Raw genomic sequence first — 26822 nt, 5'->3', positions numbered from 1 at the left:
ACGGCGAAAGCGAAGCTTCTTGTCTCGCGAGGAAGGCGTGGACCCGCGCCGGGGAAGAAGGTTCGCAGGCGCCGTTGCGCCAGGAAGGACGGGCTTCGGCAAACCGCTATCGGAAGAGGTCGCGGCAGCGGTTCAGCGGCAAGAGTGGAGACTTTGGCTCGGCGGTCGGGCAAGCTTCAGGCAAGCACCGGTGGAAGAACGGCAACCGGAAACGGACAGCGATCCGCCATCTGCCCTACGCGCGAGCTCACTTGCGCAGACCGAGTTCCTCGGCCGTAAACGCGATCTCGGACGCCTTCGCATACAAAGAATCGAGGTCCGCGCCGATCGCGACAAGCGCCGCGATCCGCTGGATAACCGAACGCAGCCATTTCGCTTCGGCCAGTGTCAGGGGACTATCCTTGCGGCGATCGGCTTGCCGATATCCGAGCCATTTCTTCAGCACGGGGTAGCCACCAAGCTGGTATTGCCACACCGCCGCGGGCACATTGGCGAAATAGCAGTCGTCGTTGAGGTATAGGTCTCCCGTCCTCTCGCCGAGGATATCAAGCGTGACTTCTTCGCTATGCGGCTCGCGGGGAAGCCATCGGCCTTTGGATCCGCCCCAATAGCCGACGGTAATTTTCAGGTCCTGCGGCCGCACCTGCGCGCCGTCGGATCGCCGCAATGTGCCGAGCGTTCCCATCTGCTCTCCGAGCAGTTCGCGCATAAGCGCTCCCGCCGGCACGCTGGCATCGAGCAAGGTTGTCACCTTCGTGCCGGCCGCGGCAAGCTTGTCGAACAGCTCCTTGTCGCGCGGAACCGGCGGATGGGCCCAGTCTGCCGAAAGCGCGCTCTTGTGATCGCTCTGATATGCGGGTGCGTGCAGCAGCGCGAGGATGACGCGCTGCAACTGCCCTACAAAATCCTTTGCATCCTCGTCTTCGCGCCGGCCCGAAAGGCCAAACGCATCCCTGAAGGCGGTCCAGGCAGGCTCGGCGATGTTGGCCAGCCTCCCTGCGAACAGACCGTGGCCTTCCACATCACGCGGAATAACCACGGAGCCTCGCTCATGGACGTGCAAATTCACCAGCGTTTGCGCGAAGAGCGGCCGCGTTTCCGACGCCTTGCGCGGCTCCGGCACAGTGATCAGAAACTCATTGTCGGCGAGCAGCTTGGCGAATTCCCCGCGGGGGCGATTGAGCAGCTTATGCTCGGTCTCATAGTAGATGAAGCGCTGATCGAAGGGGAACATCAGGATCGGCTCGATCTTGCCTTCGGCAAATCCAGCCGGATGCAACTCGTCCCACGCCTTCTTCGCGTCGTAGCCGGCAAACTTTTTCGCCATGGCCGGAACCAACGCGGCTGCTGACTCGAAGGTGTCGGCGTTCAAATAGCTTTGCATGCGCGTCGACAGTGCCGCCGCATCATAATCGATCACCGTGCCTTCGACGCCGCGATTGGCGTTTACGCCCTGGATCATCTCGGGGAAGAGCTCGTCCAGGGCCGGCCAGCTTTCGTAGCCGCCTTCCAGTTCAAGGACGGCCAGGCGCCAACGGTTCTCCATCGACGGTGCGATGGCTTCGTAGGCGGGATTGTCTGCGCCTGCAGGCGGTGTGCCATCCGGCAGGCTCGCATTGAGCGCGAGCCTCTTATTCGCCGCCGGTCCCCAATATTCGCGGAAATGGACGGTCGCGGTCTGGCCTGCCGACTCGCCGCTTTTCTTCAGGAAGGTCGCGATCGCTGTTCCGGGCTGGATTCCTCTCGGGTCCATTTCGGTGGTGAAGGCGCTGTCATCGCGCGTTCCCTCGCCGGGCAAACCTCGCGGGATAACCTTGCCCGTCTTGAACTTGTCGCCGTTGAGATTGTCGATCCAGAGCTCGTCGAAATTGCGCAGCAGCGACTGGCGCATCATCGGATGGGACCTTCCGGTGAGCCAGCTCGAGTTCGAAATGAACGAGACCACACCCCGTTCGGCCGATACCCCGATCCGTTCTTCGGCCATGCGGAAGAAACGGATATAGAGATCGTCCAGCAGCTGCTTGCGTACACCCCAGACGTCGTAGAGTTCGCTGTTGCCGATCTGCTTCTTTTCCGGATTGCCCATCCGGTCTCGCTTGATGGTGCCGTCCTTCTCCCGCTGGATTTGCAGGCGCACGCCCTTGTAGGCAGCGACCAGTTCGGCCTCTTCCGCCTGCGCAACGCCAGCGAAGCGATCGTAGGGTGGGTTGCCCAGCACGACGATGATCTTGGCATCGCGCTTGACGCTCTGGCTGGCGTCGAATTCGTCCTTCATTTCGGGGAACGTGATCTTGACATCGCGCTCGTCCGACCAGCCGGTCAGGGCATTGGTCAGAAAAATCGATAGCCGCTGATCGGGCGCGGGTGCAGCACCCAGGTCGGCGAGGAGGATGAAGAGCTGAAGCTGCGCTACGGCGAACGGAGCAGTGAGGATTTCGAAGCCGATCACGCGCTTCGTAAGTGCATCGAGCAGCTCCAGCGCCAGCGTGTCGTCAGCGCCTTCGAGTACGAGCTCGTCGTTGATGCAGCGGGCAACTTCGAGGAGATAGGCGCCGGTGCCGCAGCACGGATCGAGCACGACGACCTCGTTGGCTGCGAGACCGCGTGCGATGCCCAGTTCGGTCTTCAGGAGATGATGAACACGGCGGACCTGATAGTGGACGATCTCCGGCGGGGTGTACCAGACCCCCAGCTCTTCACGAAGCTCGGGGTCGAACGCTTCGAGAAACGGCTCGTAGAAATAGGTGATCGCCGCCACGGTCGGGCTGTGTCCCGATGCGGTGGGAAACGACATCCGCTGCTTGAAAAGACTAAGATCGACCCGGTTGAGCGTTGCCACGGCTCGCTCGAGATGCACCGCCAGATCGAGCTGGCGTAGATATCGCGGCGAGCGCAGATCGTGAAAGAGTTCCTGAAGGAACGGGATTCGCAAATAGCCTTCTGCGTCATTGATGGTGAATGGATTGTCTGGCTTGGACGCATCGCGGTCCCACAGAATCCACGCAGCGAAGAGGCTGTAAAAGGCCGTCTGGATGAGCGAGCCGCGAAAGAAGCGATCGCCTTTCTCGTCGTCGAGATCGAAGGATAGGCCGAGCGCCAGGGCGAAGTCATCGAGCAAGACGGAAATCGGGCGAAGGTCGCCAGGCATCGCATCCTTGGCATCCCGCGCCTGCCGGGCAAGCACCTTTGCAAGGTCGGCAGGGTCAGCAAGCGGCGCGAAGTCGGTTACCGCCCGGTCGACGATTGCGGCAAACTCGGCAACGATCTCTTCGTCGGCAAGGTGCTTGCCGGAGCCTCTCATTGCCGACCACAGATCGACCGTCTTGATGAGTTCGCGATTTTCAGGACCAACTGGAACACCGCGTTCGCGCGTCGCGCCAGGCTTGACGGTCAGCAGGCCGAAACCGCGGATATTGCACAGGAGCACCACGCCGGTGGCGGAGAGGTAGCGGCCTATCTGATCGTTCTGGGCCGTGGAGGCCGCCATGTCTTCGAGCGAGGCATCAGGCAGTTTCACTTCGCCGTAAACGCCCACGAAGCCGCCGTCTCCGAGAACGAAATCCGGCATGTCGACGCCCCGGCCCCGGCTTTCAGAGGTGTTTACCCGCACGTCGAATGGCAGGCGCCCGGCCTTGAGGATGGCGGCGAGAAGATTGCGAATATCGGGATAGTATGTGGCTTCGTTGGAGCCGGACGTAGCGGCGAGTTTGCGCGTGGCCGTCACATAGGCGGAAACCAGCTCGGCGAGACCAGACTTCGACAAACTTTCCCCCTCAGGACCGAGCGGGCCCATCCAGCCCGCTGCCGTTCGTAATCGACCATCGCCGACTAGCAGACAAGCCGGATACCCGGCAAATCTTTGGCCGGTTTAACAAATGCAAGTGAAGCAAAGTCCGGCTAAGGGTTTTGGATAGAAGTCAAACCTGCGAGTCGCAGTAGAATGGTAGTCTGATGAAATGGGGCGGCTAATCGCCGCCCCATTCCCATCACGCCGCGAGCGGCATGTCTTCGCTGTCGGGTTTCCGCCCTTCGGTTTCCTGTTCGGCGAGCTGATCGCGCGCCGCCACGGCCCGGCCATGGGCGACGGCGGTCGGAACGCCCCCTCTCTCTGTATAGTAAGCCGGCGGAAAGCGCATCCAGCGCGGTACCCAGCCTTCGCGCTTCTCGCGACCATTGGTGCCACTCAAACAATCGCGAATGATCGTGCGCAGCGTCTTGGTCTTCTCGCCCGCATTGGCGGAGGCCAGCGCTTCGCCTCCGACATCAGCAAGCAGCGCACCAAGCACCTCGCGGTCGCGGACGAGGGTCAGAAAGGCTTCGTCCGCCGTCCACCATTCGGCCATGTCGAGCGCAAGTTCCGAACCAACGGCTTCGATCACGGCGCTGCCCGCCGCGAGGGTTTCGCCGATGGTGACGGCCACGATGCGCAGCACGGCGTCGTCCGGCTGCGAGAGCAGGCGCAGGAACACGCCGGTCGCGCCGTAATCGTCGCCGTTGCCGCCGGTCACGGTCGGCTCCTCTTTCGAGAAACCGAGCAGGTCGAGCACCGCGCGCCGCTCGGCATCGAACACAGTTTCGCCCCGGCAGGTTTCGACGCTTTCGCGCACCGCATCGCTCCGGGTCGCCTGCGGCTCGGGCGTCACGCGCCAGAGATGCGACCCGACAATCGCGTGCGCGACCATCAATCGTAGCGCCATCTGCGGATGACCGACAAGCGCGGCGCGCAGGGCTGCATGGCGGTGAAGGTCGACATAGGCCGCGAGCGGTCCGGTCATTTCCGGACGGGCAGGCTTGTCCTCACTCTCCGGCTTGCGGCCTTCGGCGAGGCGGCGGGCTTCCTTGCGGGTAAGATAGCCCTCGTGGAAACTCACCTCGCCGGTAGAACGCAGCGCGATATAGACGCGCCCGCCCTTGCGCTTGGGGGTCTTCTCGTATTCCCAATGGTGGAAATAGTCGCCCGGCGGAACTATCACGACGTTGCTCCAGCCTTGTTCGAGATAGTCGGCCTTGCGCGCTTCGACGGCGGCGTTCTGCGCGGCCCAGAAGGCATCGGCATCCGCGAAATACCGCTCTTCGCCGAACAGGTCGCCGAGCACGGTGCCGTCATAGCCGTCGAGGTCGAACAGAGCGTGGCGCACGGGGATCGCCTGTCCGCCGAACAGCCATGCCTTCAATTGGTGGCCGCGCGGCGCGTGGAGATCGGGATCCGCGAGCAATGCGAGCCAAGCCTTTTGCTGATTCTTGCTGGCAAGCGTCAGGTGGCGCACTGTTGCGGCATCGATCTCCTCGCGGCGGTAGAGTTCGCGTATGCGCGGGAGGAGATTGCCGAGCGCGAGCACGCGGCGGATGGCGAGTTCGGGCAGGCCGAAGGTCGCGGCGATGTCCTCGAGCGAGCGGCCCTGCCTTACGAGGCGGACGAAGCTTTCCCACTGGGTCACTTCGTCGGGGTCGAGCCGGGCGATGTTCTCGATCAGCGAAGCTTCGAGCGCTGCGGCATCGTCGCCCGCTTCCATGATCGCGGCTGGCACGCGCGCCAATTCGGGATCGGCTCCATCCTCCCCTGCGGCGATGCGTGCGGCGTGGATGCGCCGCCGCCCGGCGACGATCTCGAAGCGGCCTTCCTCGGCGGCAGGCCGGACGATCACCGGCACGAGCACGCCGCGCTTGCGGATGGTGGGCAGGATGTCGGCAACATCGGGCGCCTTACGCGCGCGGCGCATGTTCATGGGACATTCGGCGATATTGCCAAGGTCGATAAAGTCGAGTTTCATGGGTCTTGCTCCTTGTGAGCGCCGGTCCGTCGTTCTTGCATGGAGGGCGGACCGGCTTGCGTGTGCGGCGAGACGCGCCGCGCGTTATCCGCCGTCCGGCGGAAATCCGGTGACGCTGCGCGAAGCGCGGCGGAGAAGAGTTTCTGCGAGCGGGATCGATCCGGCGCGGCGCGCCCAGCCGGTCCAGACCGACAGGCGGAAATGGGAGGCGAAGGCGATGTCGCGCTCGATGCCGAGGCCGAAGGGCAGCCGCACCGAGGCCAGTTCGGCGAGCGAGAAGATACCGAGTTCGGGCGTCCCGAAGCCGAGATCTGCAAGGCCGAACAGCGTGTCGCCGTCTTCGGCGAGTTCGCTCGCGAGCCATGTGGCCGACCCCACGGGATTGAAGAACTTTACCACTGGAGCCGGATCGAAGCGCTCGCCGCGCGCCTCGGCAGCGAGCGCGCAAGCGGCGTTGGTGCGCAAGGCGGCGTGCAGTTCGGGCGGGAGCAGGATCATGCCGCCGCCCTCGCTTCGGCGCGCGCCTCCCGCGTGTCGCGATGGCAGGCGAGCAGCCAGTCGGCGGCCTTGCTCGCCTGACTGGCGGCGCGAAAGATCGCGCGGTCGTCTTCGCGCAGCACGTCGAGCCACGAGCCGACATAGTCGGCATGGCGCACGGTCGGGACGATGCCGAGCGCGGCGCAAAGGAAGGCCGAGCCCATTTCGGCGACCAGTTCCTCGCGGGCGTAGGGCTTGGAACCGAAGCGGCCCGAAAGGTCGCGGCAGAGCCGCCTGGGATGCCCGGTGGCGTGGGTCAGCTCGTGCAGGCAGGTCCGATAGTAGTCGATCTGCGCAAAGAAGGCGGGCTGCGGGGGAACCTGCACATAGTCGGCGGCGGGAGCGTAGAAGGCCTGCGCGCCGCCGATGCGGAACTCGACCCCGCTCGCGGCGATCACCTGTTCGGCGACGGGGACGATTTCACGCTCGGGCAGCGGGGGCGGGTCGGCAGCCAGATCGGCCGGCAGGCCGTCGCATTGGGCGGCGTTGAAGAGAGTGAAGCGCTTGAGGAAGGGAACGGGCTTGGCCTCGTCGCCCTCGCGCATCGCACGCGCCTTTTCGGCTTCGGGGACGAAGCGGTCGGCATAGACCACCATGGTCCCGCGCTCGCCCTTGCGAACGCATCCGCCCGCTTCGCGCGCCTGCCGGAAAGTGAGCCAGCTCTGCGTAGGCCAGTCGTGCATGATGACCGCGCCCCACAGCATCAAGATATTGATGCCCGAATAGGGCCGTCCGGTGAGCGCGTTGCGCGGCAGGGCGGGGCCGGTGCAGGAGGTCCCCCAAGGCTGCACCCACGGCAGACGTCCGGCCTCGAGTTCGGCGATGATCTTGGCGGTCACTTCCTCATAGAGATTGGCGCGGGGCCGCGCGGCCACGCCGCCATCGCGCCGCCGCAGGCGGCGCCCGATACGGGATTTGCGGCTCGAAACAGGTGTGGCGGCCTTGCCCATCGGTGTCCTCCTCGCCGCCCCAAAATGCCCGCATGGCCTCCCCGGAAAGCGGGGGCGGGCGGCACAGGCGACCGGCGAGGCCCGGATGAAGCGGAGGGCGGCACCTGCAAGGGCGCAGCGGAGCGGAGCACCCCGGCCATGCCGGGGTTGCCGGCCTGCGCGCCGGGCCTATCCGGGAGCGCCGCCCGATCCCGCGCATCCGGGAGAGCCCCGACAAAGCGCCGCCGCGCGCGAGGCGCGGCGACCGCCGGCCCGCTCAGCGAGCGGGCCCATGCGCCAGTCGATCGTCACCGAAGGCCGAGACCCCGAAAAGGGGGCTCGGCGGCGAGCGGGAATGCGCGAGCCGTAGAGCGCGGTCGCGCGTCAGCGCGAGGCGCCGGTCCTGCTCTTAGTCAGCCGGAAGATCGGCTGGAGAACCGAAAGCTTCGAGAGCGGCGGCCAGGCCGTCGCCGACGATCCAGCGAGCCCGTTCGAGATGGGAGCGCCAGCAGTCCTTCGCACCGGCGGAATGCACGTCGATCTTCATGATCGTTGAGGCCACCTCCCGCCAGTCCCCGCCGCCATCGTCCGCATCGATAAGCGCCGCGTAAAGCACGAGGTGCTCGCGATCATAGCCGGTCACTGGTTCGCCCGAAGGCGCGATCTCTTTGAGAGCAAGCACGCAGTTCATCCCTCGCTGTTATTCAATATAGTGAATAACTAGCTGCGGGCAATTCCCCGACTCTGGCCCCATGGACATGCGATTGGTCATTGGGGTGAATTTTGCGAGGCTGCGCAAAGAAAAGGGACTGACGCAAGAGCAGGCTGCGGAGAGGTCAGGATTCTCTCAAGCCTATATCGGCTGGCTCGAACGTGGTCGCCGCAATCCAACAGCCATCTCAATATGGATGCTCGCCCAGGCGGTCGATGCGATGCCCGCTGACCTGGTTCAGCCAATCGAGACGTGAATACAGGATACTGATAAACGGCTAGGTGAGAATCGAGACCGGCCCAGTCCGCACCAGCGCTTCTCCTGACGCGACGAGCCGCCTGACGCGCGATTTGCGATGCTCACCATCGCCCGGCCAGTCGCACTCCCCAAACACGGCCTGCGAAATCGATCGCAGGCTCCTGCCTTCGCGTCGCAAATCGAAGGCCTGCAAGGCGAGCAACCGATTGGCCAGGCGAGTACGAGAAGGGGATCGCAGACAGTCGCGGCACCTCAAAGCGCGGAACCGGTTCAAGGCGTCGATCTGGCGGTTCAGACCGCGACCTTCCGGTATCTCGAAGCGCAGCGAAACGGGGCCGTCGAGCAATGTTCCGTTCGTGACGTCCAGGCGGATCACCATCCCTGCGTGATCGATCCGGACAAACTCCCGAGTTGAACCCGCCAAAACGCGTGCCTCGAACTCGCATAGATCGAATGGGTGCAGGCAGCCGCCGGCGTTTGGCGTGTCCACGCGCACGACCAGGACGCGCGGATCGATCCGCGCCGACCAAACCGGCCGGACCGTGGCGCAGGACAGCGACGGGTCTTCAGGGAAAGTGCAGCCCCCAGCGCGCCGCGAAGACAGCATCGGCGGCCTGCCCCGGTGATGGCAGAGCTTTCAACCGGCCGAATGCGTCGCGATAGGCCGGATCTCGCCGCAGCAGTTCCCAGGCCAGCGCCGAGCGACCGTAGCGCTCGATCGCCGCAATCGCTGCCGGATCGGTAAATGGATGCGTCACGATCTATCCCATCTCACCCATCTGCGAGCGGACAAAAAGGTCAGCGGCTTCCGTCTGATCGGGGCGCAAGGCATCGATCGCCGGCAGAAAGTCGGGAACGTCGTCGCGCAGAAGGATGGAAGGGCATTGCCCTTCGACATTGCCGAGATTGGGCCGGTGCTGGGCATAGCCGACTAGGGCGGCGAGTTCGGGCGAGAAAGTCCGTGCTACCTGCGGCGGATAGACCAGCCATTGTAGTTCGAAGGGCTTGAGCCAGCCAAGGCAATAGCTGACTACGATCCCGCGCCGCGGCAGCTTGCTCACATTGCCGCCACCGCCATGCAGGGTCGAACCCAGGAAGACGAGTGCATCGCCGGGCCCAACACTCGGCACCAGCGCATCGTTCTCCGAAAATGTCGCAACGTCCTGATTGAGATGGCTGCCCGACCACAGCCGCGTGCCGCCATTCTCGGGCGTATAGGTCGTCAGCGGCCACATGACATTGACCAGATATTCGATGCTGCCTTTGGGGCCTTGCCACATGTCCTGATCGCGGTGCGGAAGTTGAGGCAGGGCGCCGGGATGAATCTCGATCGCCTGGGTGAGATTGAGGGCGATCCGGTCGCACCAGGGCGAGAGCACCTTCTCGGCCAGTTCGAGTACGAGCGGATGCATGACCAGTTGCTCGGCGACCGGCGATCTCGTCAGCAGCGAACCGAAACGCTTGGTGTGTTCACCGTAGAAGGCGCCCTGACAGAGGGGCGTCTCGGCGAAGCGCTGCTCGAGATCGCTTTTCAGAGCGACGACCAGGTCCGGATCCAGCGCAGCGTCGAGCGTACACCAGCCATAGCTGGCAAGTGCAGCTGCGTGACAGGCAGCTAGAGCGCTCATGCCGCCACCGGCTCCGCGGGGCCGGTATAGGTTCCGCTCCAACGAAGACGTTCGGGCGTATCCGGGTCGATGTGGACCAGAAACGCTCCGACCGAGCCGCCTGGCATGGCCACGGCGGGGCCGAGAGGCTCGCCCCGCCAACCCATTGACAGAACTTCGGTGCGAAATGCCGCCGGGAGCACGCCGGTATAGCGCTCGATCCCACGTTCGAGAGCGAGATCGACCATGGCAGAAATCAGTTCGTTGCGCAGTTCGCGGCGGCGCTTCGCACCGTGGCGCTGAGGCAGGCAGAGCCGCGTGCTCTCCCAAATCGATATTCCCTTTGGAACTCCGCAAGGGCAGAGATGCGAGAAGAGCGTGTCGAGCATGTGGGCCCGATCGGTGGGGAGAAGCCGCAGGGAGGCTGCGTGGTCTCCGGAATCGTCGGTCGCAATGACATAGACTGCGCTCGGCGTATCGAACTGGTCAATCTCGTACTTTTCGTCGACGACCGGCACGTCCCACCCGAACAGGTCGACGAAGAGACGCTTGCGGTCGGCGTGCATGGATCTGAGAAGCGGCCGATGGGCCGCTGCAACCGTTTGATCGATAATCTGGATCATCTGTTGCTCCCGTCCGTGAATTGAACACGGCAATGAGAGCAGCAATGGCGGAGGCAGAATACGGAGCGCTTACTCGGTGCGGCTTGCCTTGACTTCCTCGAGGCCGACCTGGCCCGCCAGAATAGCGCTAATCACGAGTTCAGTCCGGTCATGCGCTTCGAAGAGCTCGCGGGCCAAGGTCATGTAACCGTCTACCGTCCGCGGGGTGATGCCCAGTTCGCGGGCGATCTCCTTGTTGGAGCAACCGCGACCGGCGAGCACCACGCAGTCACGCGCCCGCGGCTGCAAATGCAGACGTGGAGCGGGCTTGGGATAGGCCTGCCCGAGCAGTCTGCGTGCAGCGTTGAACGCAAATGCACCGATGATTTCTGCCACGCCGACATAGCGTTCGACCATTTCGGGGCAATTTGTGCCTGCGAAGGTGCACGAAGCCATGCATTCGCCGATCATTATCCGCGGCACGGTGATGCCTTCGTTCAACCCTTCGCGCATGCCGAACTCGAAGCTCGCCCTGTCCTGGGCATCGAGTTGGATGATTGAGCCGAGGCCAGACCAGGCGAAAGCCTTGTCGGCATAGAGGCAACCACGAAAGACTGGATCGCCTCGAAAACGGCATTGGCCGAATAGCCGGTCAGTGATCGCAGCGGGATAGTCCTTCAGATCGATGCGATCGGGACGAGCAAGCCGAAGGTCGTCGTGATGTATGAGCGCGTAATAGCGAAAGCCCATTTCACGTGCGATGGCTTCCAACAATGAGGTCAGCTCGCCCTCGCTCTTGGTTTCCGTGGATTCCCGAACGAATGCTTCGGCGAGCGCAAGATAGGATGGAGGTTGGCCCCTTCCCGGCATTCTTAGTCGCCATTGGGCGCGACGCCTGTTTCCGCGAGAAAAGCGTCGATGCGCTGCCACATGTCGCGTATGTTGGCGGGGCTAGATGTCCGGTGGCCTTCGCCGAAATAGCGAACATAGCGAACATCCTTACCCGCCCTATCTAGCGCGCCATACATCTCGTCAAATTGCGACATGGGGAAGGCGTCCATGTCGGAATGGATCAGCATGACTGGCGCATCTATTTGCGGCGCAAGAAAAACCGGGCTATTGCGAATATAGATATCGGGGTCTTCGAACGGCGTGCGACCGATGGCGAAATCGGTACCTCTCTCACTATCATACCGAGTGAAATCTCCGAAATACTCGTCATAGGCATGCGTATAGATTCCGCTTGATCCGAAATAGTGACTGAAAAGATCCGCCCAACTGTTCATTGCAATGATCGCCTTGAAACGGTCGGAGTACGCCGCCGTGTAAAGTGCCGAGATCCCACCTTGGCTTGCGCCGAAAAGCGCTACACGGTTCGGGTCGACTAACCCCTCTTCGACAAGTGAACCGACGCCTGCATCAAGTAGTTCGTCTATCCCCGCGATCGGACCCTCAGCCGTGCGGATGAGCTCTCGGGGTGTAGTCAGGCGAGCGTACGCATACCCACGTTCTGCCCAAAGATACGCTGATGTTGGATCGGGAGACGATATACTAGGGCTATCATTTCTGCAGGCTGGGCGTGCGTTCGGGTAGACTTCAACAATGAGCGGCAGCGGCCCTCCATCATACCCTGGCGGTAGCAGCACGCAGCTTTCGATCGTCTGGGGGGTCGAGTTTTGCTCTGGATCCTCAACTTCGTAGGAGATGATCCTCCACTCCCCCGGATCAACGCGGCTCAAATGTTGATTTATTGCGTCAATCTCTCGAACGGAATCATCAGCTCGGGTGAGTACAAGCCGTGAGATCGGCCCATCCTCCACGCGGAATACAACTGACTTCGACGCTAGCGAACCAGCCAGCGGTTCGGCATTCGATGGTGGGGCACTAACAATGACCGTTTCACCCTCATGGCCGTTTCGAAGATCGACAATGACGATTTTTGTCTGTTCACCATCTGCAACACGGAACATCGCGTCGCTTCCAAATTCCGGCCGGATAACACCGGCGCGCGATGCAAAGTTTCCAAATGGCAAGAACGCAAACCCGCCCGAGAACTCAGGCGTTAGTCGGCGGCGGCTCCCATTCGCGTAAATCCGGTACACCCCATCTGAAGCCCAGATCGTGAACTGCTCGTGACCTGCATGCACTGGTACTGCCGAAACCTCAGCAAGGTCGCCCGTGAGGTTCCTTGTACTTCCGTCCCGGGAGAGTGCATACCAGTCGGCGCTCGGCAAGCCTTGTGGTTGAACATCTTGATGGTCAAAGCGCGGCGCCTGATCCTCATTCTCTGGGATACGCCTCGCGAAAACTACGAGATCATCACCTAAGAGCACCGTGCGCTCCGGACGCTGATGCCATCCTCGCTCACGTTCGGATGCTAATTCGAGGCCGTTGTGATCATATTGGATGGTAGCTCCGGAGACGGGTTCGACGATATGGAATCTCCCGTTTCGAGGCGCCTGACCGAGCGGCCAGCCGTATGCCACCAATCGTTGACCATCAGGAGACCACGCAATCGTGTAAGGAAAGAACTCCAATTCCGGACTGGCCGTCAGACGAGCGCCGGATCCAATATTGAAGATCACGAGCCGAGAAGGAGGCGGGAGCCAAGCCGCAGATTCGTGTGGATCACTCGCGCCAGGATTAAAGGTCTCGAGCGCCGCGAGTAAGTCACCGTGGGGCGAAAGGCGCAAGTCCGTGTATAGACCTTCTGCAACGATTGTTGTTGAGCCAGTTCGAACATTGGCCCTTATCAGAGAACCAGCAACCCTCTCCCCACCGTTTCCTGCCCGTGTCCGCACTTCGTGCGCGGTGACCACATCTCCCCTCCACGAGTCTCGCCATTCACGCTCGAATATCTTCGCTGCGTATGGCCGGACACTTGTCCGGAATGGCAATTCACCAACGGGTAGCGCTGCGAAGATCAACTCATCTTCAGAAATCCAAACCGGATCAAACTCGCCGAACCTTCCTAAGGCAGGCGTGCGATCGACCACAACAATGCGCTCTTGTTGCAGATCAAACGCCGCCAAGGATACTTCACCAGCGTCGTACTGCACAAAAGCGAGATAGCGCCCGCGGGGAGAAAAGCCGAGGAGATAAGAGCTGGGTCCATTCTCTATCCCCGGAACGAGACTGGGTCCCTCGTTGGCTTTTAGATCATAGCGCCAGATCTGATGCCCTGACTGCCCCATCGGGTAATTTCCGAAGCTGAAATCCGTAAGATCAGAATATGGGCGTATCTTCTCATAAAATAACCAACGCCCTGTCGGATCAATCTTAGCGCGGCCGAGCCCCTCAATCTGCAACAAGTCGTCTAGTGAAAGCGCATGTCCGTTCGCAGACGACACTGATGAGCAGGCGACCAGCGCAAGCGCTGTCATCCAGGCTAGGACCCTGCCAAAGGAGATGCGGATTAACGAGCCAACTTCGTGGAGGTTGGCTAATTTCTCTGCTCCAAGGCGGATATAGTGCTCGACACAAACCACCGCTCACAACCCGAATCAAAATGTCTTTCTGATCTCAAAGGCGATGAATCGTCCGACAGGCGATGCATTTGCTGGATCGTATCCAGACAATTCAAACTGTCCCAAAGGAGGGACATAGGGAGGTGCTTCGTCAAACACGTTCGTTACGGACAAACTTAAGGTAGTACCGTCAAGCCATCGGCGGCTGGCGTCTCCCAGTTCGTACGATAAGAACAAATCTATCGTGGTCCATGAATCGATCGGAATGGCCGCTTGCGTGCTGTCCGTTTGATAGCTTGGGATGTAGTTGACGAAAGTGTTCATGGAAAAGCGCTCTCCCGAGAATCCCAAATGTGCCCTCAGTCTAATATCCGTAGGGCTATAAAGGGTATTGAGGACACTAACTGCCGGCGAGGTCGAGGCCGCTTTCTGCTCAAAATCAAAAATATAGTTTGCATTTAAACCGATATTAACAGCGCCAATTTCCGTATAAAATTCGGTGTCGATGTTAAAATCCAGACCGCTTGTCTTCGTGACTGCCAAATTTCTTGTTACGCTTGCGTAGTTTATAACCCCTACATTTTCCAAAGAGCCTCCTGCCAAAAATCGGATCGGCTCAAATACCGTTTCAACGACCGTGGCTATCTCATCTTCACTTGGAAAAAAGCTAACGGTTCCGTCAGGGAAGGCGCCGGGAGTATCCAAAGCAATGAATGGCGCCAACTCTCTAAAAACGTTGCCTGGCATGGGCGTCTGACCAAGTCTGCCCTGAAAATTGACATTGTAGTAGGTTGCATTCGCGGAGAATTTGCCATCCGTCCAATCGGCTTCGAAGTCGCTTCCGATCGTGAAAGTTTGTGACGTTTCCGGATCCAGATCACGGCTTGTACCCGCAACCAGCAGCATGTTCGTTCCATCAAGCGTTGGATATTGGCCAATATCGACTCCAACTAACCCAGCGAGCACTGACGTGGGAATCCCCCTTCCAATGATCCCTGGATCTCCGACCCGCCCCAAAGGAGGAGGTGCGAACGAAGTGCTGTAGGAGCCTCGAAAGCGTAGTCCATCTGTTGGCGCCCACAGCACCCCAATCTTGGGATTAACCGTTGTTCCAAAGTCCGAATAATCATCCAGTCTGGCAGAGAGGCTAACTTCCAATCGCCTCATCCCCGGTGAAGCGTTTACAGAACCCACAAACGGAATAAATAATTCCCCGAATGCCGCCGCCACGTCTCGCTCCGCGCCACGCACAACGCCAAGCGTGGCGCTTTCAGCCAGGAAATCCTCTTGTCGGAAATGAGCTCCAGCGGCAAAACCAACCGTTCCACCAGGAAGGTGAAAAATATCTGCGCGCAGGACGAGATCGACCCCCCACAAGTCCGAGCTATACTCATTCGAAGACGTCGTATCCACCTCGGTCCCGGGGTATACATAGCCGATGGAATCGCTTCTCCCATTTAGCTTATTAAACGTCATGCTTGATGAAATGGAGACAGACGGAGAGATTTCGTACTCAACGCCCCAGTTTGCTGCAAGAGTTTCCGAGTAACTATCGCTATTAATAATCAATCCTGATCCAATATTATTGACAGCACTGCTTTCAACATCACGTTTGGAATACAAACCAGACGCTGAGACTAATAGTGTCGGTGAGATTTCCTGTTTAATCGACAGAAGAGCGCTACGTCGGGTCTGCTGCGGGAGCAAATCAAACGAATCTCGTGCTGTGATTAATCCGCCTCCCGAAAATTCGGGAGCTAGGATTTCTGGTCTGTCAGCGAGAGTGAGGTTGCCGCGATCGTAGAATTCGAAGGTGCCTAGAATGTTGCCATCCGACCACGCCGCACCAGAGGTGAAACTTGCCCGCCATTCGTCCGCGCCGCCATTACTCGCAGCGCCGTAGCGCAGCGATGCTTCAGCGCCTTCAAAATCGTCACGAAGCACGAAGTTGATCACCCCGCCAACAGCATCGCCACCGTAAATTGATGAAGCGCCATCTGTGAGTACATCGACGCGCTCTAATGCGGATACAGGGATCATGGAGAGGTCAACGAAGTCTCCGATGGAGGAACTTGGCGCTAACCGATGACCATCCAACAGGACCAACGTGGCGCCAGAGCCCAGCCCCCTCAAATTGGCGCCAGTTCCTTTAAGAGCATTTGCTTCTGAATTGACATCATTTGGTAGTCCGCCAGGTGCGAACTCGGATGAACCTCCGCCGAAGTTTTGTGGCAATGTCCGGATGAATTGCTCGGTCGTGGTCGCACCTGATTGCTGAATCTCTTCGCGACCATAGGACTGCACCGGTGAACTCTCGGGCGCGATCCCGCGAATGTTCGTCCCGGTGACGACGATTGTCGTCCGGGCAGGATCGGAGTCAGTGGCCGTCGTACGATCGCCGATGTCGACACTTTCATCAGCCTGCACAAGATAGGCGCCAGAGGCATCCCTCACCAGCTTCGCGCCGGACCCGGCGACAAGGCGCTGCAATGCCTCACCTGCACTGAGCCGCCCGCTAACTCCCGCGGTGCGCAGACCGCGCAGGCTCTGCGCCGAAAAGATCACCTCCATCCGCGCCTGGCGCCCGAAGCTACGCAAAGCGGTGGCCAGATCGCCGGCGGGAATATCGAAATCCTGCACCCGCTCGGCTGCCGAGCTTTGTGCCGCTACCGGTGTGGCTACCAGGCTCAGCGACGTCGTCGCCATCAATGCTGCGAGCGCAATCTGTCCAAAACGCATAGCTTCCCCCCTTGTAAGGAACCGGCCTGTTCGGGCCGTCACTCGGGAATACGAAGCCACAACGAATTTCCGTCATTGGCCACGCGAAATATCTAGCGCCTCACTCTCAGAAGGATCCGGCCATCGGGCGTTCGCTCAGCTACAACGTCGAAACCCTGGTCGAGCAGGCGCACGAAGCCGCCGATATTGCCGGGCTTGAAGGTACCATCGACCATGACGCCGACAGCCGACTGATCGACCACCAGCTTCTGCTGGTTGTAACGGTTGAACTCCGCCGCGACTTCGCCAAGCGGGCGATTGTCGAAGACAAGCAGCCTGTCGCGCCAGGCTAAGGAGCGATCGATTTCACCTGCGGGTGCCGGCCTGACGACCGCCTGGGTGGCCTCGGCATCGGCAATCTGCCCTGCCGAGACAAAGGCGGTCTCCAGCGTGCCATCAGTCCTTGCCGGCCCTTCAACGCGGACCTTCCCTTCGGTCACTGCTACATCGATATCATTCCCCGTATAACGTACCGAGAAGGCGGTTCCGACCGCGATCACGCGGTAGTCGCCAGCCTGCACGACGAAGGGGCGCGCTTCATCCTTCGCGACTTCGAAGAAGGCCTCGCCGCGCGACATCCGCACGCGTCGCTCGTCATCAGAGAAATCGACGCTGAGCTGTGTATCGGTGTTGAGTTCAATCCGCGATCCGTCGGCGAGCGGCAAATCCTGAAATCCGCCGACAGGCGTCGAATAGACCTGCGCCGGCTCCGTGCGCATGGCAAAGGGCACGACAATCAGCGCGAGCATGGCGGCCGCCGCGCTCGGCCAAATCCACTTCGGCACTCTGGCAAGGACAGGGCGGCGAGGAAGTTCGACTATTTCCGCGCCCGGTTCCACTTCGCTGTCGACCTCCACGTCCACCGGATTCAGGGCCGACGCGCGCAAGCGATCCGCCATGTTCCAGGCCGATTCCAAGCGCAGGAAGGCGATCTTGTTGGAGAGCGATTCCTCCATCCAGAGGTCCAGCGCTGACTGGTCGGCATCGTCCCAGTCGCCGGCATCGCGCCGCGCCAGCCATTCGGCGGCTTCGGTTTCAGTTTGCGCTGCGGTTTTCATCACACTCGCCATCGTCTTTCTCATCCGCACTTGCTTGCGTTTCGCCGTTTCCGAAGAAACTCGAGGCAAGGATCCGCATCGCCTTGCCAATGTGCTTTTCGATCGTCGTCTGCGATACTCCCATCAATTGCGCAGCCTCACGCTGCGAATGCCCTTCGATCTTGCGTAATACGAACGCTTCCCGGCAGCGGTCCGGAAGGTCGCTCATGGCCCGTTCCAGCCGCGCCAGTTCCTGCCGTCCGCTGAGCACCCGGTCGGGCGGCAACTCATTCGATAATACGTTGAGGCTTTCCAAATCCGCCACCAGGTCGATATGCACCACTCTGCGGTGGCGCAGCCTGTCGACCAGCAAATTGCGCGCGACGGCAAAGACATAGTGATTGGTTGCTGGGGGCCGCTTGCGCTGTGCGCCCTTGTAGACGCGGACATAGACTTCCTGCCGGAGGTCATCGACTTCGGCAGGGTCCGGCCAGACGCGGCGCAGGTAGGCGCTCAATGCGCCTTCGAGCGGGAGGACCTGCTCCACGAACCAGCGATCATGCGGGTCCAAGGATCGTCCCCCACATTCGCTCGTGGAGAAGCATTTCGCGTGTATCGGTCAAAAGCGTCCCCAATTCCGGCAGCCGGTCTCGTATTCCTAAGAAGGGAATACGAAGCTCTCTGGAAAATCCGTCATTGGTGCGCACGGCAAATTCTCACTGCTTCCCTGATACTCCGATAGTCATCCCGGCAAGCGGCCTTAGCTCCCCGATCGCCATTTCTCGCTCACGTCCGGATTTCTCGTTCCTATTCGTAATCCCTGGTGCGGGGCCTTCGTGTCGCGTCATACCATAAGGGAGCGGAGGGCGCTCATATCGGACATAGTCCCCCCGAAAGGACGCCACTCCGCTCCCGCCACCCATACCGTCATGGACCTGCGGTCCCAGAAAGCGGGAGAACCGAGTGGGGAGCGAACCCATTCTCGTGCTCACCACCGGGGGCACGATCGACAAGAAATATTTCGACGCGCTCAGCGAGTATCAGGTTCGGGAGAGCCTGCTCGGAGACCTGTTCCACGTGGCGCAGGTCAGACATCCCTACCGGATGGAAGAAGTGCTGCGAAAGGACAGTCTCGAACTGACCGACGACGATCGGACGCTGATCGGCGCGAAAGTCCAGGCCGCACAAGAGACTCGCATTCTGGTAACGCACGGCACAGACACCATGACGAGCACGGCTCGCATGCTTGCCGAGGTTCCGGGGAAAACGATCGTCCTTGTCGGTTCGCTCGCTCCAGCTATCCTCTCGAAAAGCGATGCCGCATTCAATCTCGGCATGGCTTTCGCGTGCTGCCAACTCGCCAAGCCCGGCATCTACATCACCATGAACGGAACGGTCTTCGACGGGCTGCTCGTACAGACAGGGGCCGCGTAGAATTCGTGCACGACAACGGTGCGGGCTGTGAACCAAGGTGAACGATATCTCAGAGTTCAAGGCCGCCCTGACCAGACGGGAATTGTTCGATCGCATCTGGTCCAAGCCGTTGACCGCAAACGCGGCGGAGCTCGGCACCAAGCCTGCCGTACTGGCCGCGCTTGCAAAGCGGCTCGATCTTCCCCAACCCGGTTCGGGCTACTGGACGCAAAAGGAACTGGGCAAAGCGCCTCCGACGCCGGACTATCCGGCAGTTCCGGTTCTGGATACCCAAGCTTACGCGATTGAAGGCGTCAGGCGCCGACGCAAGCCCGAACCGGCAAAGCCGGCCACGAGCGAGCCTGCGGCGTTAGTCGACCGGGAAACGCCGGAAGCCGAGAGACTCCCGCCCGCCGCTGAAGAAGAAATCGAGCCGCACCAGAAAGTCGCAAAAACCCGCAGTGCTCTGCGAAAGAGGCGCGGAACAGAGCGCGTTCAGATTGGCGGACCTGGTAAATTCCGATTGTTCGTGGCGCCCGAAGCCGGCGAACGCGCCTGCGCAATCCTCGACCGGTTGATTGGTGCTGTCGAAGCGGAAGGCTGGTCCATTCAGGATGCCGAACAGGGATACGCCATCGCCGCGAACGGCGAGCAGATCGGGCTCATGATCGAAGAGAGGCTCGACCAGGTTCCGCATGTCGTCACAAAGGCCGAACTCAAGGAACGGGCCGAATACGACCGCAAATGCGCGCTCGCAGATCGCGGGATCGGATATCGGCCGTGGAGAGAGCCGCAGGTGCCCGAGCACGACTATGTGCCCAACGGCGAACTCGCTCTCCAATTCGATCACGACTACGGCGCCAGCAATCTGCGGCGGACATTCTCTGACGGTAAACGCCAGCGGCTCGAAAATCTCATCCCGAAGATCATGGAAGCGCTCGAACGGCGCGCCGCGGCGCTGAAGGCGTCGAGACTCGAAAGCGAGGAACGGGCCCACCGCTGGGCCGAGCAACAGAAACGCCGCAAGGATCTTGAGCGGCAGCTTCGCGTCGAAGGCTATCGGATCACCTTCCTGCGGCGCCAGATCGAACGCAAGCGCGAGGTTGACGGCCTGGAGCAGCTGATTGTCCATTGGGAAGAGAGCGATGAGGCCGATGCCGGGTTCACCGAACTTCTCGAATTCGCCCGCCTTTACCGAAAGTGGCTGGCCGCGAAGATAGCTCCCCATGCAATCGCCGAGCGGGTCGCGGAACTCAAGCTGATGGACGACGACGTCTATATCTACGATGACAAGCGGCTCGATTGAGCACGGCGTCTCGAGGTCTGGAACTGACAATATGGATTGGTGCGAATGAGGTCGGAATGAAGCTCGGTATCCTCAAGACGGGTGCTCCACCGCCTTCGCTGAAGGAGTTCGGCGACTACCCGGCAATGTTCAGCAGGCTGCTCGGCGAGGATGCGTATGACCACCGCGTCTTCGACGTTGAAGCGGGCCATTTGCCCGGCAACACGACCGACTGTCCCGCCTATATTCTGACCGGCTCGGCGAGCGGCGCTTACGAGACTTTGCCTTGGATCGCCGATCTGATCGCCTTTCTGCAACAGGCGAAGGGACGCGTGGCCCTGGTCGGCATTTGCTTCGGCCATCAGATCATGGCGCAGGCCTTCGGCGGCAAGGTCGAAGAATCGCCCAAGGGCTGGGGTCTCGGCGCGCACACCTACCAGGTTACGCAAGCGGAACCGTGGCAGGACGGTGCGGAGAGAATAACGCTTCCCGCTTCGCATCAGGACCAGGTGGTTGGGCTCCCGCCAAGGTCTAAGGTCATCCCCGCGAGCGATTTTACGCCCTACGGGATGCTGGCCTATGAAGATCAGCCGGCAATCTCGCTCCAACTCCATCCCGAGTTCGAGCGCAATTATGCCGCAGCTCTGATCGAACTGCGGCGGGGGCGCGGAGTGAGTGACGAAGAAACCGACAGGGCCATCGCCAGCCTGTCCGAGCCATTGGACGCCGAATTGGCCGCCCGCTGGATCAGGCGGTTTCTGGCTACGAATATTCCCGGCTGACAGTTCAGGCCGGCTGGCGCGCGCCGCCGAAGTTCGGTTTGAGAACCTTTGCGCCGTCGCGCAAGCGTTCCAGCTCGTCCGACCAGAACTGCATCAGGCTCACGCGCTCGTCCCAATACTCGCCGCGGGTGTAGGCCCGGCGCACGCCGTTGTTTTCCATATGTGCGAGCTGACGCTCGATGGCATCGGGATTGAAGCGCCCGCATTCGTTGAGAAGCGTTGCCGCCATGGCCCTGAAGCCATGCGCCGTCATCTGCTCCTTGCCGAAACCTAGCGCCCGCAGGGCGGCATTGACCGTGTTCTCCGACATCGGCCGCGCGCCGGACCGGAATGATGGGAAACAGTACTTCCCCGTGCCGGTCAGGTCCCAGAGCTGCTCGAAGAGAGTGAGAACTTGCGCCGAAAGCGGCACGCGGTGCGGCCGGCGCATCTTCATCTTCTCGGCCGGAATGTTCCACACCGCGCGCTCGAAATCGAACTCGCTCCATTCGGCTCGGCGGAGCTCGCCAGGGCGAACGAAAAGATGAGCCGAGAGCCGCAAAGCGAACAGTGTGATCCCATGGCCGGTATAGCCTTCGATCGCACGCATCAGTTCGCCTGCTTCCTTGGCCGTGGTGATCGCAGCCAGATGCTTCGCTTTTGGCACCGTCAACGCTCCGCGCAGATCGCGCGCCGGATCGTGTTCGGCCCTCGTCGTCGCGATTGCGTAGCGGAACACCCGGCTCAGTACGCTGCGCATGCGCCGGGCGCTTTCGTAGCGCCCCGTCGCTTCGATGGAGCGCAGTACGGCAAGCACTTCCTGCGCGGTGATCTTGGCGATCGGCCGGTTGCCGATCTTGGGATAGGCCATGTCGAGCAACCAGCGAATCTTGGCCAGCGTGATCTCGGCCATGTCCTCACGCTCGTTCTTGGCGATCCATTCCTTCGCGACGGCCTTGAACGTATCGTTCTCCTCGACCCGCGCGCGGGCCGCATCGACCTTGCGCTGGTGCGAAGGATCGATGCCGGAAGCGAGCAGACTGCGGGCGTCGTCGCGCCGGTCACGTGCGTCTGCGAGGCTGACCTCGGGCCAGGCGCCGAAAGAGAGCGTGCGCTGCTTTCCGCAATGGGAATAATTCATCCGCCAGAGCTTTCGGCCGCTCTTCCTGACAAGAAGATATAGTCCTTCGCCGTCGGTGAGCTTGTAGTCGCGCTCATTCGGCTTGGCATTGGCGACGCTCGTCGCGTAGAGTTTACCCATGGTATCGGCCCGTCCATGAGGGCGTCTCGATACCATGGAGGATACCATGATTGTTCCCGATTGGTACCGTATCAGCCCGGATTGCGTCGGACGACCATAGCAGAAAAAACGGGAGAAATCAGCCGTTTTCCGGACGTCTACAGACGTCACCGGAAGAACAAATGGTGCCCAGAAGAGGACTCGAACCTCCACGGGGTTGCCCCCGCCGCCACCTGAAGACGGTGCGTCTACCAATTCCGCCATCTGGGCACACTGGCGATCCGGATCGTCGCGGTCCGGTTCGCGGGTAGGGGCGCGCCACTAGCGAAGGGGTGGGGGGCTTGTCAACGACTTCGAGCGGGTGCGAGACTGGCCTGTTGCGGGACCGGGCGCGTTGGGGCAAGGCGGGGCCAGATTCGCGAAACCGGAAGAACGAACGGCACGAGGCAATGGCGGCACACGATCCCATCAACGGCAAGCTGGTCGCCATGACCGGCGGCAGCGGCTTCTTCGGCCGCCACGTGGCGCAGGCGCTGCTCGAGCGCGGTGCGCGGCTGCGGATCGCGAGCCGCCATCCGCAGAAGGCGTTTTCGCTGAAGCCGCTCGCGCAGCTCGGCCAGATCGAGTTCATGCCGTGCGACGTGCGCGATCCCGCCAGCGCCGCCGCGGCGGTGCGCGGGGCGGACGCAGTGGTCAATCTCGTCGCCGCGTTCGAAGGCGACCTGATGAAGCTGATCTGCGGCGGCGCGCGCAATGTCGCCGAGGCCGCGCGGGACGTCGGCGCTGCGACCATGGTGCACGTCAGCGCGATCGGCGCCGATGCCGAATCGACCGCCGCGTACGCCCGGGCCAAGGCGCTGAGCGAAGAGGAGGTCCTCGCCGCCTTCCCGGGTGCGACGATCCTGCGCCCCTCGATCCTGTTCGCGGAAGACAACGGCTTCGTGCAGATGCTGGCCGACCTGATCTCGGCCCTGCCCGTGCTGCCGGTCTTCGCACGGCAGGCGAAGTTGCAGCTGCTGTTCGTGGACGATGCCGCGGATGCCGTCGCGGCGGCGCTGGCCGACCCCCGGAAGCACGGCGGCAAGACTTACGAGATCGCCGGGCCCGAGGCGATCGGCATGATGGACCTGCACCAGCGGATCGCCGCGGCGCAGGGGCGCGAGCGGCACTTCATCGCCATGCCCGACGCCTTGTCCGCCCTGTTCGCCGCTCTGCCCGGGACGCCGATGAACGGCGACCAGTGGTGCCTGCTCAAGCAGGGCAACGTGCCTTCGGGCGCGTATCCGGGCCTCGACAAGCTGGGCGTGCAGCCGCGTCCGCTGGGCCTGTTCCTCGACCGGTGGATGGTTCGCTACCGCAAGCACGGCCGCTTCTCCGACCGGACGCGCGGCGCGGTCTAGGCTTCGCGCGGGGGCGAGGCCTCCTCGTTCGCCAGCAGGGTCACGGGTTCGACCAGCAGGATCGATCCGTCGCTGCCGATGATGCGCACCCGGGCGCCCACGGCGACGTCGGGGCCGCGTGCCAGCCATTCGCTGTCGCCGTGGCGGATGCGCCCGCTGCCGCCGTCGAACGCCTGGGTGACGACCGCGGTCTCACCGACCAGCCGTCCGCCCCGCTTGTTGAGCAGCGGGTCGGCGCCGACGATCGGCTTGTCGCGCAGGAAACGGCGGGCGGAGAAGGCGAAGATCAGCGCGAGGAAGACGAAGTCGATCACCTGCGCGGCGACGCCGAGATCGAGAAGATAGGTCAGCGCCCCGGTGACGAGTGCCGCCGCCGCAAGCCAGATGAGATAGACGCCGGGCACCAGCAGCTCCAGCGCCGCGAGCGCGAGCCCGAGCGTGACCCAGATCCAGTGCGGATCGAAGCTGTCGAGCCCGTCCACCGGCCGCTCCCTAGCGGTCGCCACTGCGCGGCACGCTCGCGCGCGGAGCGCGTTCGCGCTGCTGCGGCAGCGGGGTTCCAGTGTCCACGCTGCCGGTGGTCACGTTGCCTTCGGCCGGGCCGATCGCCTCGCGCACGAGTTCGCCGATTCCGCCGAGCGAGCCGATGAGCTGCGTCGCCTCGACCGGGAAGAGGATCGTCTTCGCGTTGGGGCTGGTGGCGAACTTGCCGACCGCCTTGGTGTACTCCTGCGCGATGAAATAGTTGATCGCGGCATTGCCGCTTTCGGCGATCGCGTCGGAGACCATCTGGGTCGCCTTGGCTTCGGCTTCCGCCGCGCGCTCGCGTGCCTCGGCATCGCGGAAGGCCGCCTCGCGCTTGCCTTCGGCCGAGAGGATCGCGCTCTGCTTCTCGCCCTCGGCGCGCAGGATGCGGCTCGCCCGGTCGCCCTCGGCCTCGAGGATCTCGGCGCGCTTCAGGCGCTCGGCCTTCATCTGCCGGGCCATCGCTTCGGAGATATCGATCGGCGGGCGGATGTCCTTGATCTCGACCCGGGTGATCTTGACCCCCCAGGGCGAGGTCGCGTGGTCGACCACCGCGAGCAGGCGGGCGTTGATCTCGTCGCGCTTCGACAGGGTCTCGTCGAGGTCCATCGAGCCCATGACGGTCCGCAGATTGGTGGTCGTGAGCGCCATGATCGCGGCATAGAGGTTGTGCACCTCGTAGGCGGCCTTGCCCGCGTCGAGCACCTGGAAGAACACCACCGCGTCGACGCCGACCATGGCGTTGTCCTTGGTGATGATCTCCTGCCCCGGAATATCGAGCACCTGCTCCATCATGTTGACCTTCTGTCCGACGCGGTCGACGAACGGGATGATCAGATGCAGCCCGGGCTCGGCGGCGAGGGTGAACTTGCCCAGCCGCTCGATCGTGTAGACGTAGCCCTGCTTCACGACGCGCACCGCCATCAGCAGGAATATCACTGCCAGCACCAGCAGCATGATCAGGGCGATACCCATCGCGCTCTCCTTCCCCCTCGAGCGCTCATCGTATCAACGGACCGGACCGGGGCAAGCGAAACCGGACCGGCGCGTTACCTTTCGGCAAGGATTGCGCTCTAGCCTCGCGGCAAAAGCATGAACCGGGGGCGCGCGTGATCGAGGTCGAGATCCAGAACGAAACGCACCAGACGCAGGAGCGTCTGCGGTTCGCCTCGGTCCCCCGCATCGGCGAAGGCATCCGCCTGCGTGAGCCCGACGGGTGCTGGGCCTCCTACGACGTGCTCGACGTGTGGTATCAGAAGGCCGAGTTCGGCGACGTCTGGATGCCTTACCTGCACGTCTGCATGACGCCCGACGAAACGCCTGCGGTGGCCGATCCGATCGCGTCGCCCGCGCATTCGCCGTTCGGCGAACCGGCCTCCGCCCACCTGCACTCGCCCGTCTGGGGCGAGGAGGAGGTGCCGCCATTCACGGGTTGATCAAACGCAACGTGCCGCCAGCGGGCAAGACCGCGGCAGAGAACGCCGCCGCACCGGCCGATCCGGCGCAGCGGGTCGTCGACGAGGCCAAGGCCGCCTATGCCGCGCGTCATGCCCAGGCGCGCGTCCGCCGCTGCCTGGTGGTCGACGATTCGCGCATGATCCGCAAGGTCGCGCGCCGCATCGTCGAGGATCTCGGCTTCGAAACGGCCGAGGCCGAGAACGGCGAGGAAGCGCTCGCCCGGTGCAAGGCGGCGATGCCCGATCTGATCCTGCTCGACTGGAACATGCCGGTCATGAGCGGGATCGAATTCGTCACCCGCCTGCGCGCCCTCCCCGCCGACCGCGCGCCGCGGGTGGTGTTCTGCACCTCGAACTCGGGCGCGGTCGACATCCACAAGGGGATCGAGGCCGGCGCCGACGAATACGTGATCAAGCCGTTCGACGAGGCGTCGCTGCGGGCGAAGCTGGGCAATATCGGGCTGGGCTGACGCAATCGCGGGCCCCAGCCTGCGCTGGGAACTCAAGAACGCGGCCAAGAACACACCTGTGGCAAATATATCTTGACAAAATAACCGATTTGGTTATACACCCGCCCCGCCAGCCCATGCTGGTCAGCGACGGGGGCGAGGCGTGTACGCGTCACGCAGTGCGCTTCGTCCAGACGGCCGGTGCCTCGGAGGAGCTAGTGACCTTACGAGAAAGCACCTCTGTGCCGGGATGCGAGGAATACCGGCATGTCCTTTCGCGACGGACCTCAACGCCGCGGAATTGAGGATATGCCGGCGGAGGCGGCAAACGCGAGCCCTGGCCGCATCTGCCTCGCCATCCCCGAAGGGCCGAGCGGAAGGTTGCCGTAACCCCTTTCGCCGTTCGCACCGATGTTACCAAGGCAACCCTGTGACGCCCAGGTGGCAATCCTGTGATGCCCAGGCGGCACCGGCCGATCCCGTCCGCTTGCCTACCTTCCCGGCGCAACGTCCGCACTCGCCAGCGGATGATGGCCGGTGAATGCCCTTCTTCCTCTCCACGTCTCTCGTGATCCCCGGGACAGCTAAACACGC

At 62.2% G+C, this 26822-nt stretch carries 24 protein-coding genes and 1 tRNA gene; 7 read left to right on the top strand and 18 right to left on the bottom strand.

What is annotated here, in order from left to right; translation table 11 throughout:
* Positions 1–247: 247 nt before the first annotated feature.
* The 5 genes from D2V04_RS03300 to D2V04_RS03280 form a co-directional block, all read right to left on the bottom strand.
* On the bottom strand, positions 248–3763 hold the full coding sequence (locus D2V04_RS03300) for a type ISP restriction/modification enzyme (protein WP_228766228.1): 3516 nt from the start codon (positions 3761–3763) through the stop codon (positions 248–250).
* A gap of 223 nt (positions 3764–3986) precedes the next feature.
* Complete coding sequence (locus D2V04_RS03295) at positions 3987–5771, bottom strand: ParB/RepB/Spo0J family partition protein (protein WP_119511916.1); 1785 nt, start codon at positions 5769–5771, stop codon at positions 3987–3989.
* An 84-nt stretch (positions 5772–5855) separates the two neighbouring features.
* Positions 5856–6269, bottom strand: coding sequence for a DUF2958 domain-containing protein (locus D2V04_RS03290; RefSeq protein WP_119511915.1), 414 nt, complete (start codon positions 6267–6269; stop codon positions 5856–5858).
* Positions 6266–7258: an ArdC family protein gene (locus tag D2V04_RS03285; protein ID WP_119511914.1), complete on the bottom strand. Its 993-nt coding sequence runs from the start codon at positions 7256–7258 to the stop codon at positions 6266–6268. The genes D2V04_RS03290 and D2V04_RS03285 overlap by 4 nt, the downstream gene beginning before the upstream one ends.
* Before the next feature lie 388 nt (positions 7259–7646).
* Entirely contained in the window at positions 7647–7928 is a 282-nt protein-coding gene (locus tag D2V04_RS03280) for a hypothetical protein (RefSeq protein ID WP_119511913.1), read from the bottom strand.
* Positions 7929–7989: 61 nt separating this feature from the next.
* Between D2V04_RS03280 and D2V04_RS03275 the strand changes: the two genes are divergently transcribed.
* The gene (locus D2V04_RS03275; RefSeq protein WP_119511912.1) at positions 7990–8205 is read left to right on the top strand and encodes a helix-turn-helix domain-containing protein; all 216 of its coding nucleotides are present in this window, start codon (positions 7990–7992) and stop codon (positions 8203–8205) included.
* A 21-nt stretch (positions 8206–8226) separates the two neighbouring features.
* Here the strand turns inward: D2V04_RS03275 and D2V04_RS03270 are convergent, their stop codons facing one another.
* The 9 genes from D2V04_RS03270 to D2V04_RS03230 form a co-directional block, all read right to left on the bottom strand.
* The gene (locus D2V04_RS03270) at positions 8227–8697 is read right to left on the bottom strand and encodes a DNA -binding domain-containing protein (protein ID WP_182849643.1); all 471 of its coding nucleotides are present in this window, start codon (positions 8695–8697) and stop codon (positions 8227–8229) included.
* Positions 8698–8773: 76 nt separating this feature from the next.
* Complete coding sequence (locus tag D2V04_RS03265) at positions 8774–8965, bottom strand: transcriptional regulator domain-containing protein (RefSeq protein WP_119511910.1); 192 nt, start codon at positions 8963–8965, stop codon at positions 8774–8776.
* Between the two features lie 3 nt (positions 8966–8968).
* A complete protein-coding gene (locus D2V04_RS03260; protein ID WP_119511909.1) occupies positions 8969–9835 on the bottom strand; it encodes a phytanoyl-CoA dioxygenase family protein in 867 nt (288 codons plus the stop codon).
* Positions 9832–10437 (bottom strand): acyl-homoserine-lactone synthase, encoded by a 606-nt coding sequence (locus D2V04_RS03255; protein WP_119511908.1) that lies wholly within the window; start codon positions 10435–10437, stop codon positions 9832–9834. Before D2V04_RS03255 ends, D2V04_RS03260 begins: the two co-directional genes overlap by 4 nt.
* Before the next feature lie 69 nt (positions 10438–10506).
* Positions 10507–11286, bottom strand: coding sequence for a helix-turn-helix transcriptional regulator (locus D2V04_RS03250; protein ID WP_119511907.1), 780 nt, complete (start codon positions 11284–11286; stop codon positions 10507–10509).
* Between the two features lie 2 nt (positions 11287–11288).
* The gene (locus D2V04_RS03245; protein ID WP_147391756.1) at positions 11289–13799 is read right to left on the bottom strand and encodes an alpha/beta hydrolase family protein; all 2511 of its coding nucleotides are present in this window, start codon (positions 13797–13799) and stop codon (positions 11289–11291) included.
* A 120-nt stretch (positions 13800–13919) separates the two neighbouring features.
* Positions 13920–16589, bottom strand: a complete 2670-nt coding sequence (locus D2V04_RS03240) for a TonB-dependent receptor (protein ID WP_182849642.1) — start codon at positions 16587–16589, stop codon at positions 13920–13922.
* Positions 16590–16714: 125 nt separating this feature from the next.
* Positions 16715–17719, bottom strand: a complete 1005-nt coding sequence (locus D2V04_RS03235; protein WP_182849641.1) for a FecR family protein — start codon at positions 17717–17719, stop codon at positions 16715–16717.
* Positions 17697–18269, bottom strand: a complete 573-nt coding sequence (locus D2V04_RS03230) for an RNA polymerase sigma factor (RefSeq protein ID WP_182849640.1) — start codon at positions 18267–18269, stop codon at positions 17697–17699. The genes D2V04_RS03235 and D2V04_RS03230 overlap by 23 nt, the downstream gene beginning before the upstream one ends.
* A gap of 392 nt (positions 18270–18661) precedes the next feature.
* Between D2V04_RS03230 and D2V04_RS03225 the strand changes: the two genes are divergently transcribed.
* Genes D2V04_RS03225 through D2V04_RS03215 form a run of 3 tightly spaced genes read left to right on the top strand, consistent with a single transcriptional unit; the run spans position 18662 to position 21178 of the window.
* Entirely contained in the window at positions 18662–19132 is a 471-nt protein-coding gene (locus D2V04_RS03225) for an asparaginase domain-containing protein (protein ID WP_119511902.1), read from the top strand.
* Between the two features lie 37 nt (positions 19133–19169).
* Positions 19170–20417 carry a hypothetical protein gene (locus D2V04_RS03220; RefSeq protein ID WP_119511901.1) on the top strand — a complete coding sequence of 416 codons (1248 nt, stop codon included), beginning with the start codon at positions 19170–19172 and terminating at the stop codon, positions 20415–20417.
* A gap of 56 nt (positions 20418–20473) precedes the next feature.
* Positions 20474–21178, top strand: coding sequence for a glutamine amidotransferase-related protein (locus D2V04_RS03215; RefSeq protein ID WP_119511900.1), 705 nt, complete (start codon positions 20474–20476; stop codon positions 21176–21178).
* A 4-nt stretch (positions 21179–21182) separates the two neighbouring features.
* Here D2V04_RS03215 and D2V04_RS03210 read toward each other — a convergent pair whose 3' ends face one another.
* Positions 21183–22418 carry a tyrosine-type recombinase/integrase gene (locus D2V04_RS03210; protein WP_119511899.1) on the bottom strand — a complete coding sequence of 412 codons (1236 nt, stop codon included), beginning with the start codon at positions 22416–22418 and terminating at the stop codon, positions 21183–21185.
* Between the two features lie 162 nt (positions 22419–22580).
* Positions 22581–22667: transfer RNA gene (locus tag D2V04_RS03205), tRNA-Leu, on the bottom strand.
* Positions 22668–22846: 179 nt separating this feature from the next.
* Between D2V04_RS03205 and D2V04_RS03200 the strand changes: the two genes are divergently transcribed.
* Positions 22847–23797: an SDR family NAD(P)-dependent oxidoreductase gene (locus D2V04_RS03200; RefSeq protein WP_119511898.1), complete on the top strand. Its 951-nt coding sequence runs from the start codon at positions 22847–22849 to the stop codon at positions 23795–23797.
* Here D2V04_RS03200 and D2V04_RS03195 read toward each other — a convergent pair.
* A complete protein-coding gene (locus D2V04_RS03195) occupies positions 23794–24303 on the bottom strand; it encodes an NfeD family protein (RefSeq protein WP_228766227.1) in 510 nt (169 codons plus the stop codon). The two genes, D2V04_RS03200 and D2V04_RS03195, sit on opposite strands and share 4 nt — an antisense overlap.
* On the bottom strand, positions 24290–25297 hold the full coding sequence (locus D2V04_RS03190; RefSeq protein ID WP_119511896.1) for an SPFH domain-containing protein: 1008 nt from the start codon (positions 25295–25297) through the stop codon (positions 24290–24292). The genes D2V04_RS03195 and D2V04_RS03190 overlap by 14 nt, the downstream gene beginning before the upstream one ends.
* A 134-nt stretch (positions 25298–25431) precedes the next feature.
* On the opposite strand from D2V04_RS03190, the gene D2V04_RS18115 reads away from it, so the two are divergent.
* Both D2V04_RS18115 and D2V04_RS03180 read left to right on the top strand, forming a co-directional pair.
* Positions 25432–25758 (top strand): hypothetical protein, encoded by a 327-nt coding sequence (locus tag D2V04_RS18115; RefSeq protein ID WP_228766226.1) that lies wholly within the window; start codon positions 25432–25434, stop codon positions 25756–25758.
* A gap of 137 nt (positions 25759–25895) precedes the next feature.
* The gene (locus tag D2V04_RS03180; protein ID WP_267463445.1) at positions 25896–26249 is read left to right on the top strand and encodes a response regulator; all 354 of its coding nucleotides are present in this window, start codon (positions 25896–25898) and stop codon (positions 26247–26249) included.
* The last annotated feature ends 573 nt before the right edge of the window (positions 26250–26822 follow it).

The organism is Pelagerythrobacter aerophilus, assembly GCF_003581645.1.
GTDB classification, from domain to species: Bacteria; Pseudomonadota; Alphaproteobacteria; order Sphingomonadales; family Sphingomonadaceae; genus Pelagerythrobacter; species Pelagerythrobacter aerophilus.
Note: the sequence above shows the minus strand (reverse complement) of the source record. Positions and strands in the feature narration are given on the sequence as shown.

What these genes read in the sequence shown, in the direction of transcription:
- D2V04_RS03255 (WP_119511908.1), bottom strand. Translation starts at nt 10,437, where the DNA reads ATGATCCAGATTATCGATCAAACGGTTGCAGCGGCCCATCGGCCGCTT.
- D2V04_RS03240 (WP_182849642.1), bottom strand. Translation starts at nt 16,589, where the DNA reads ATGGCGACGACGTCGCTGAGCCTGGTAGCCACACCGGTAGCGGCACAA.
- D2V04_RS03210 (WP_119511899.1), bottom strand. Translation starts at nt 22,418, where the DNA reads ATGGGTAAACTCTACGCGACGAGCGTCGCCAATGCCAAGCCGAATGAG.
- D2V04_RS03215 (WP_119511900.1), top strand. Translation starts at nt 20,474, where the DNA reads ATGAAGCTCGGTATCCTCAAGACGGGTGCTCCACCGCCTTCGCTGAAG.
- D2V04_RS03275 (WP_119511912.1), top strand. Translation starts at nt 7,990, where the DNA reads ATGGACATGCGATTGGTCATTGGGGTGAATTTTGCGAGGCTGCGCAAA.
- D2V04_RS03200 (WP_119511898.1), top strand. Translation starts at nt 22,847, where the DNA reads ATGGCGGCACACGATCCCATCAACGGCAAGCTGGTCGCCATGACCGGC.
- D2V04_RS03280 (WP_119511913.1), bottom strand. Translation starts at nt 7,928, where the DNA reads ATGAACTGCGTGCTTGCTCTCAAAGAGATCGCGCCTTCGGGCGAACCA.
- D2V04_RS03285 (WP_119511914.1), bottom strand. Translation starts at nt 7,258, where the DNA reads ATGGGCAAGGCCGCCACACCTGTTTCGAGCCGCAAATCCCGTATCGGG.
- D2V04_RS03190 (WP_119511896.1), bottom strand. Translation starts at nt 25,297, where the DNA reads ATGGGTATCGCCCTGATCATGCTGCTGGTGCTGGCAGTGATATTCCTG.
- D2V04_RS03245 (WP_147391756.1), bottom strand. Translation starts at nt 13,799, where the DNA reads ATGACAGCGCTTGCGCTGGTCGCCTGCTCATCAGTGTCGTCTGCGAAC.
- D2V04_RS03235 (WP_182849641.1), bottom strand. Translation starts at nt 17,719, where the DNA reads ATGAAAACCGCAGCGCAAACTGAAACCGAAGCCGCCGAATGGCTGGCG.
- D2V04_RS03290 (WP_119511915.1), bottom strand. Translation starts at nt 6,269, where the DNA reads ATGATCCTGCTCCCGCCCGAACTGCACGCCGCCTTGCGCACCAACGCC.
- D2V04_RS03295 (WP_119511916.1), bottom strand. Translation starts at nt 5,771, where the DNA reads ATGAAACTCGACTTTATCGACCTTGGCAATATCGCCGAATGTCCCATG.
- D2V04_RS03250 (WP_119511907.1), bottom strand. Translation starts at nt 11,286, where the DNA reads ATGCCGGGAAGGGGCCAACCTCCATCCTATCTTGCGCTCGCCGAAGCA.
- D2V04_RS03260 (WP_119511909.1), bottom strand. Translation starts at nt 9,835, where the DNA reads ATGAGCGCTCTAGCTGCCTGTCACGCAGCTGCACTTGCCAGCTATGGC.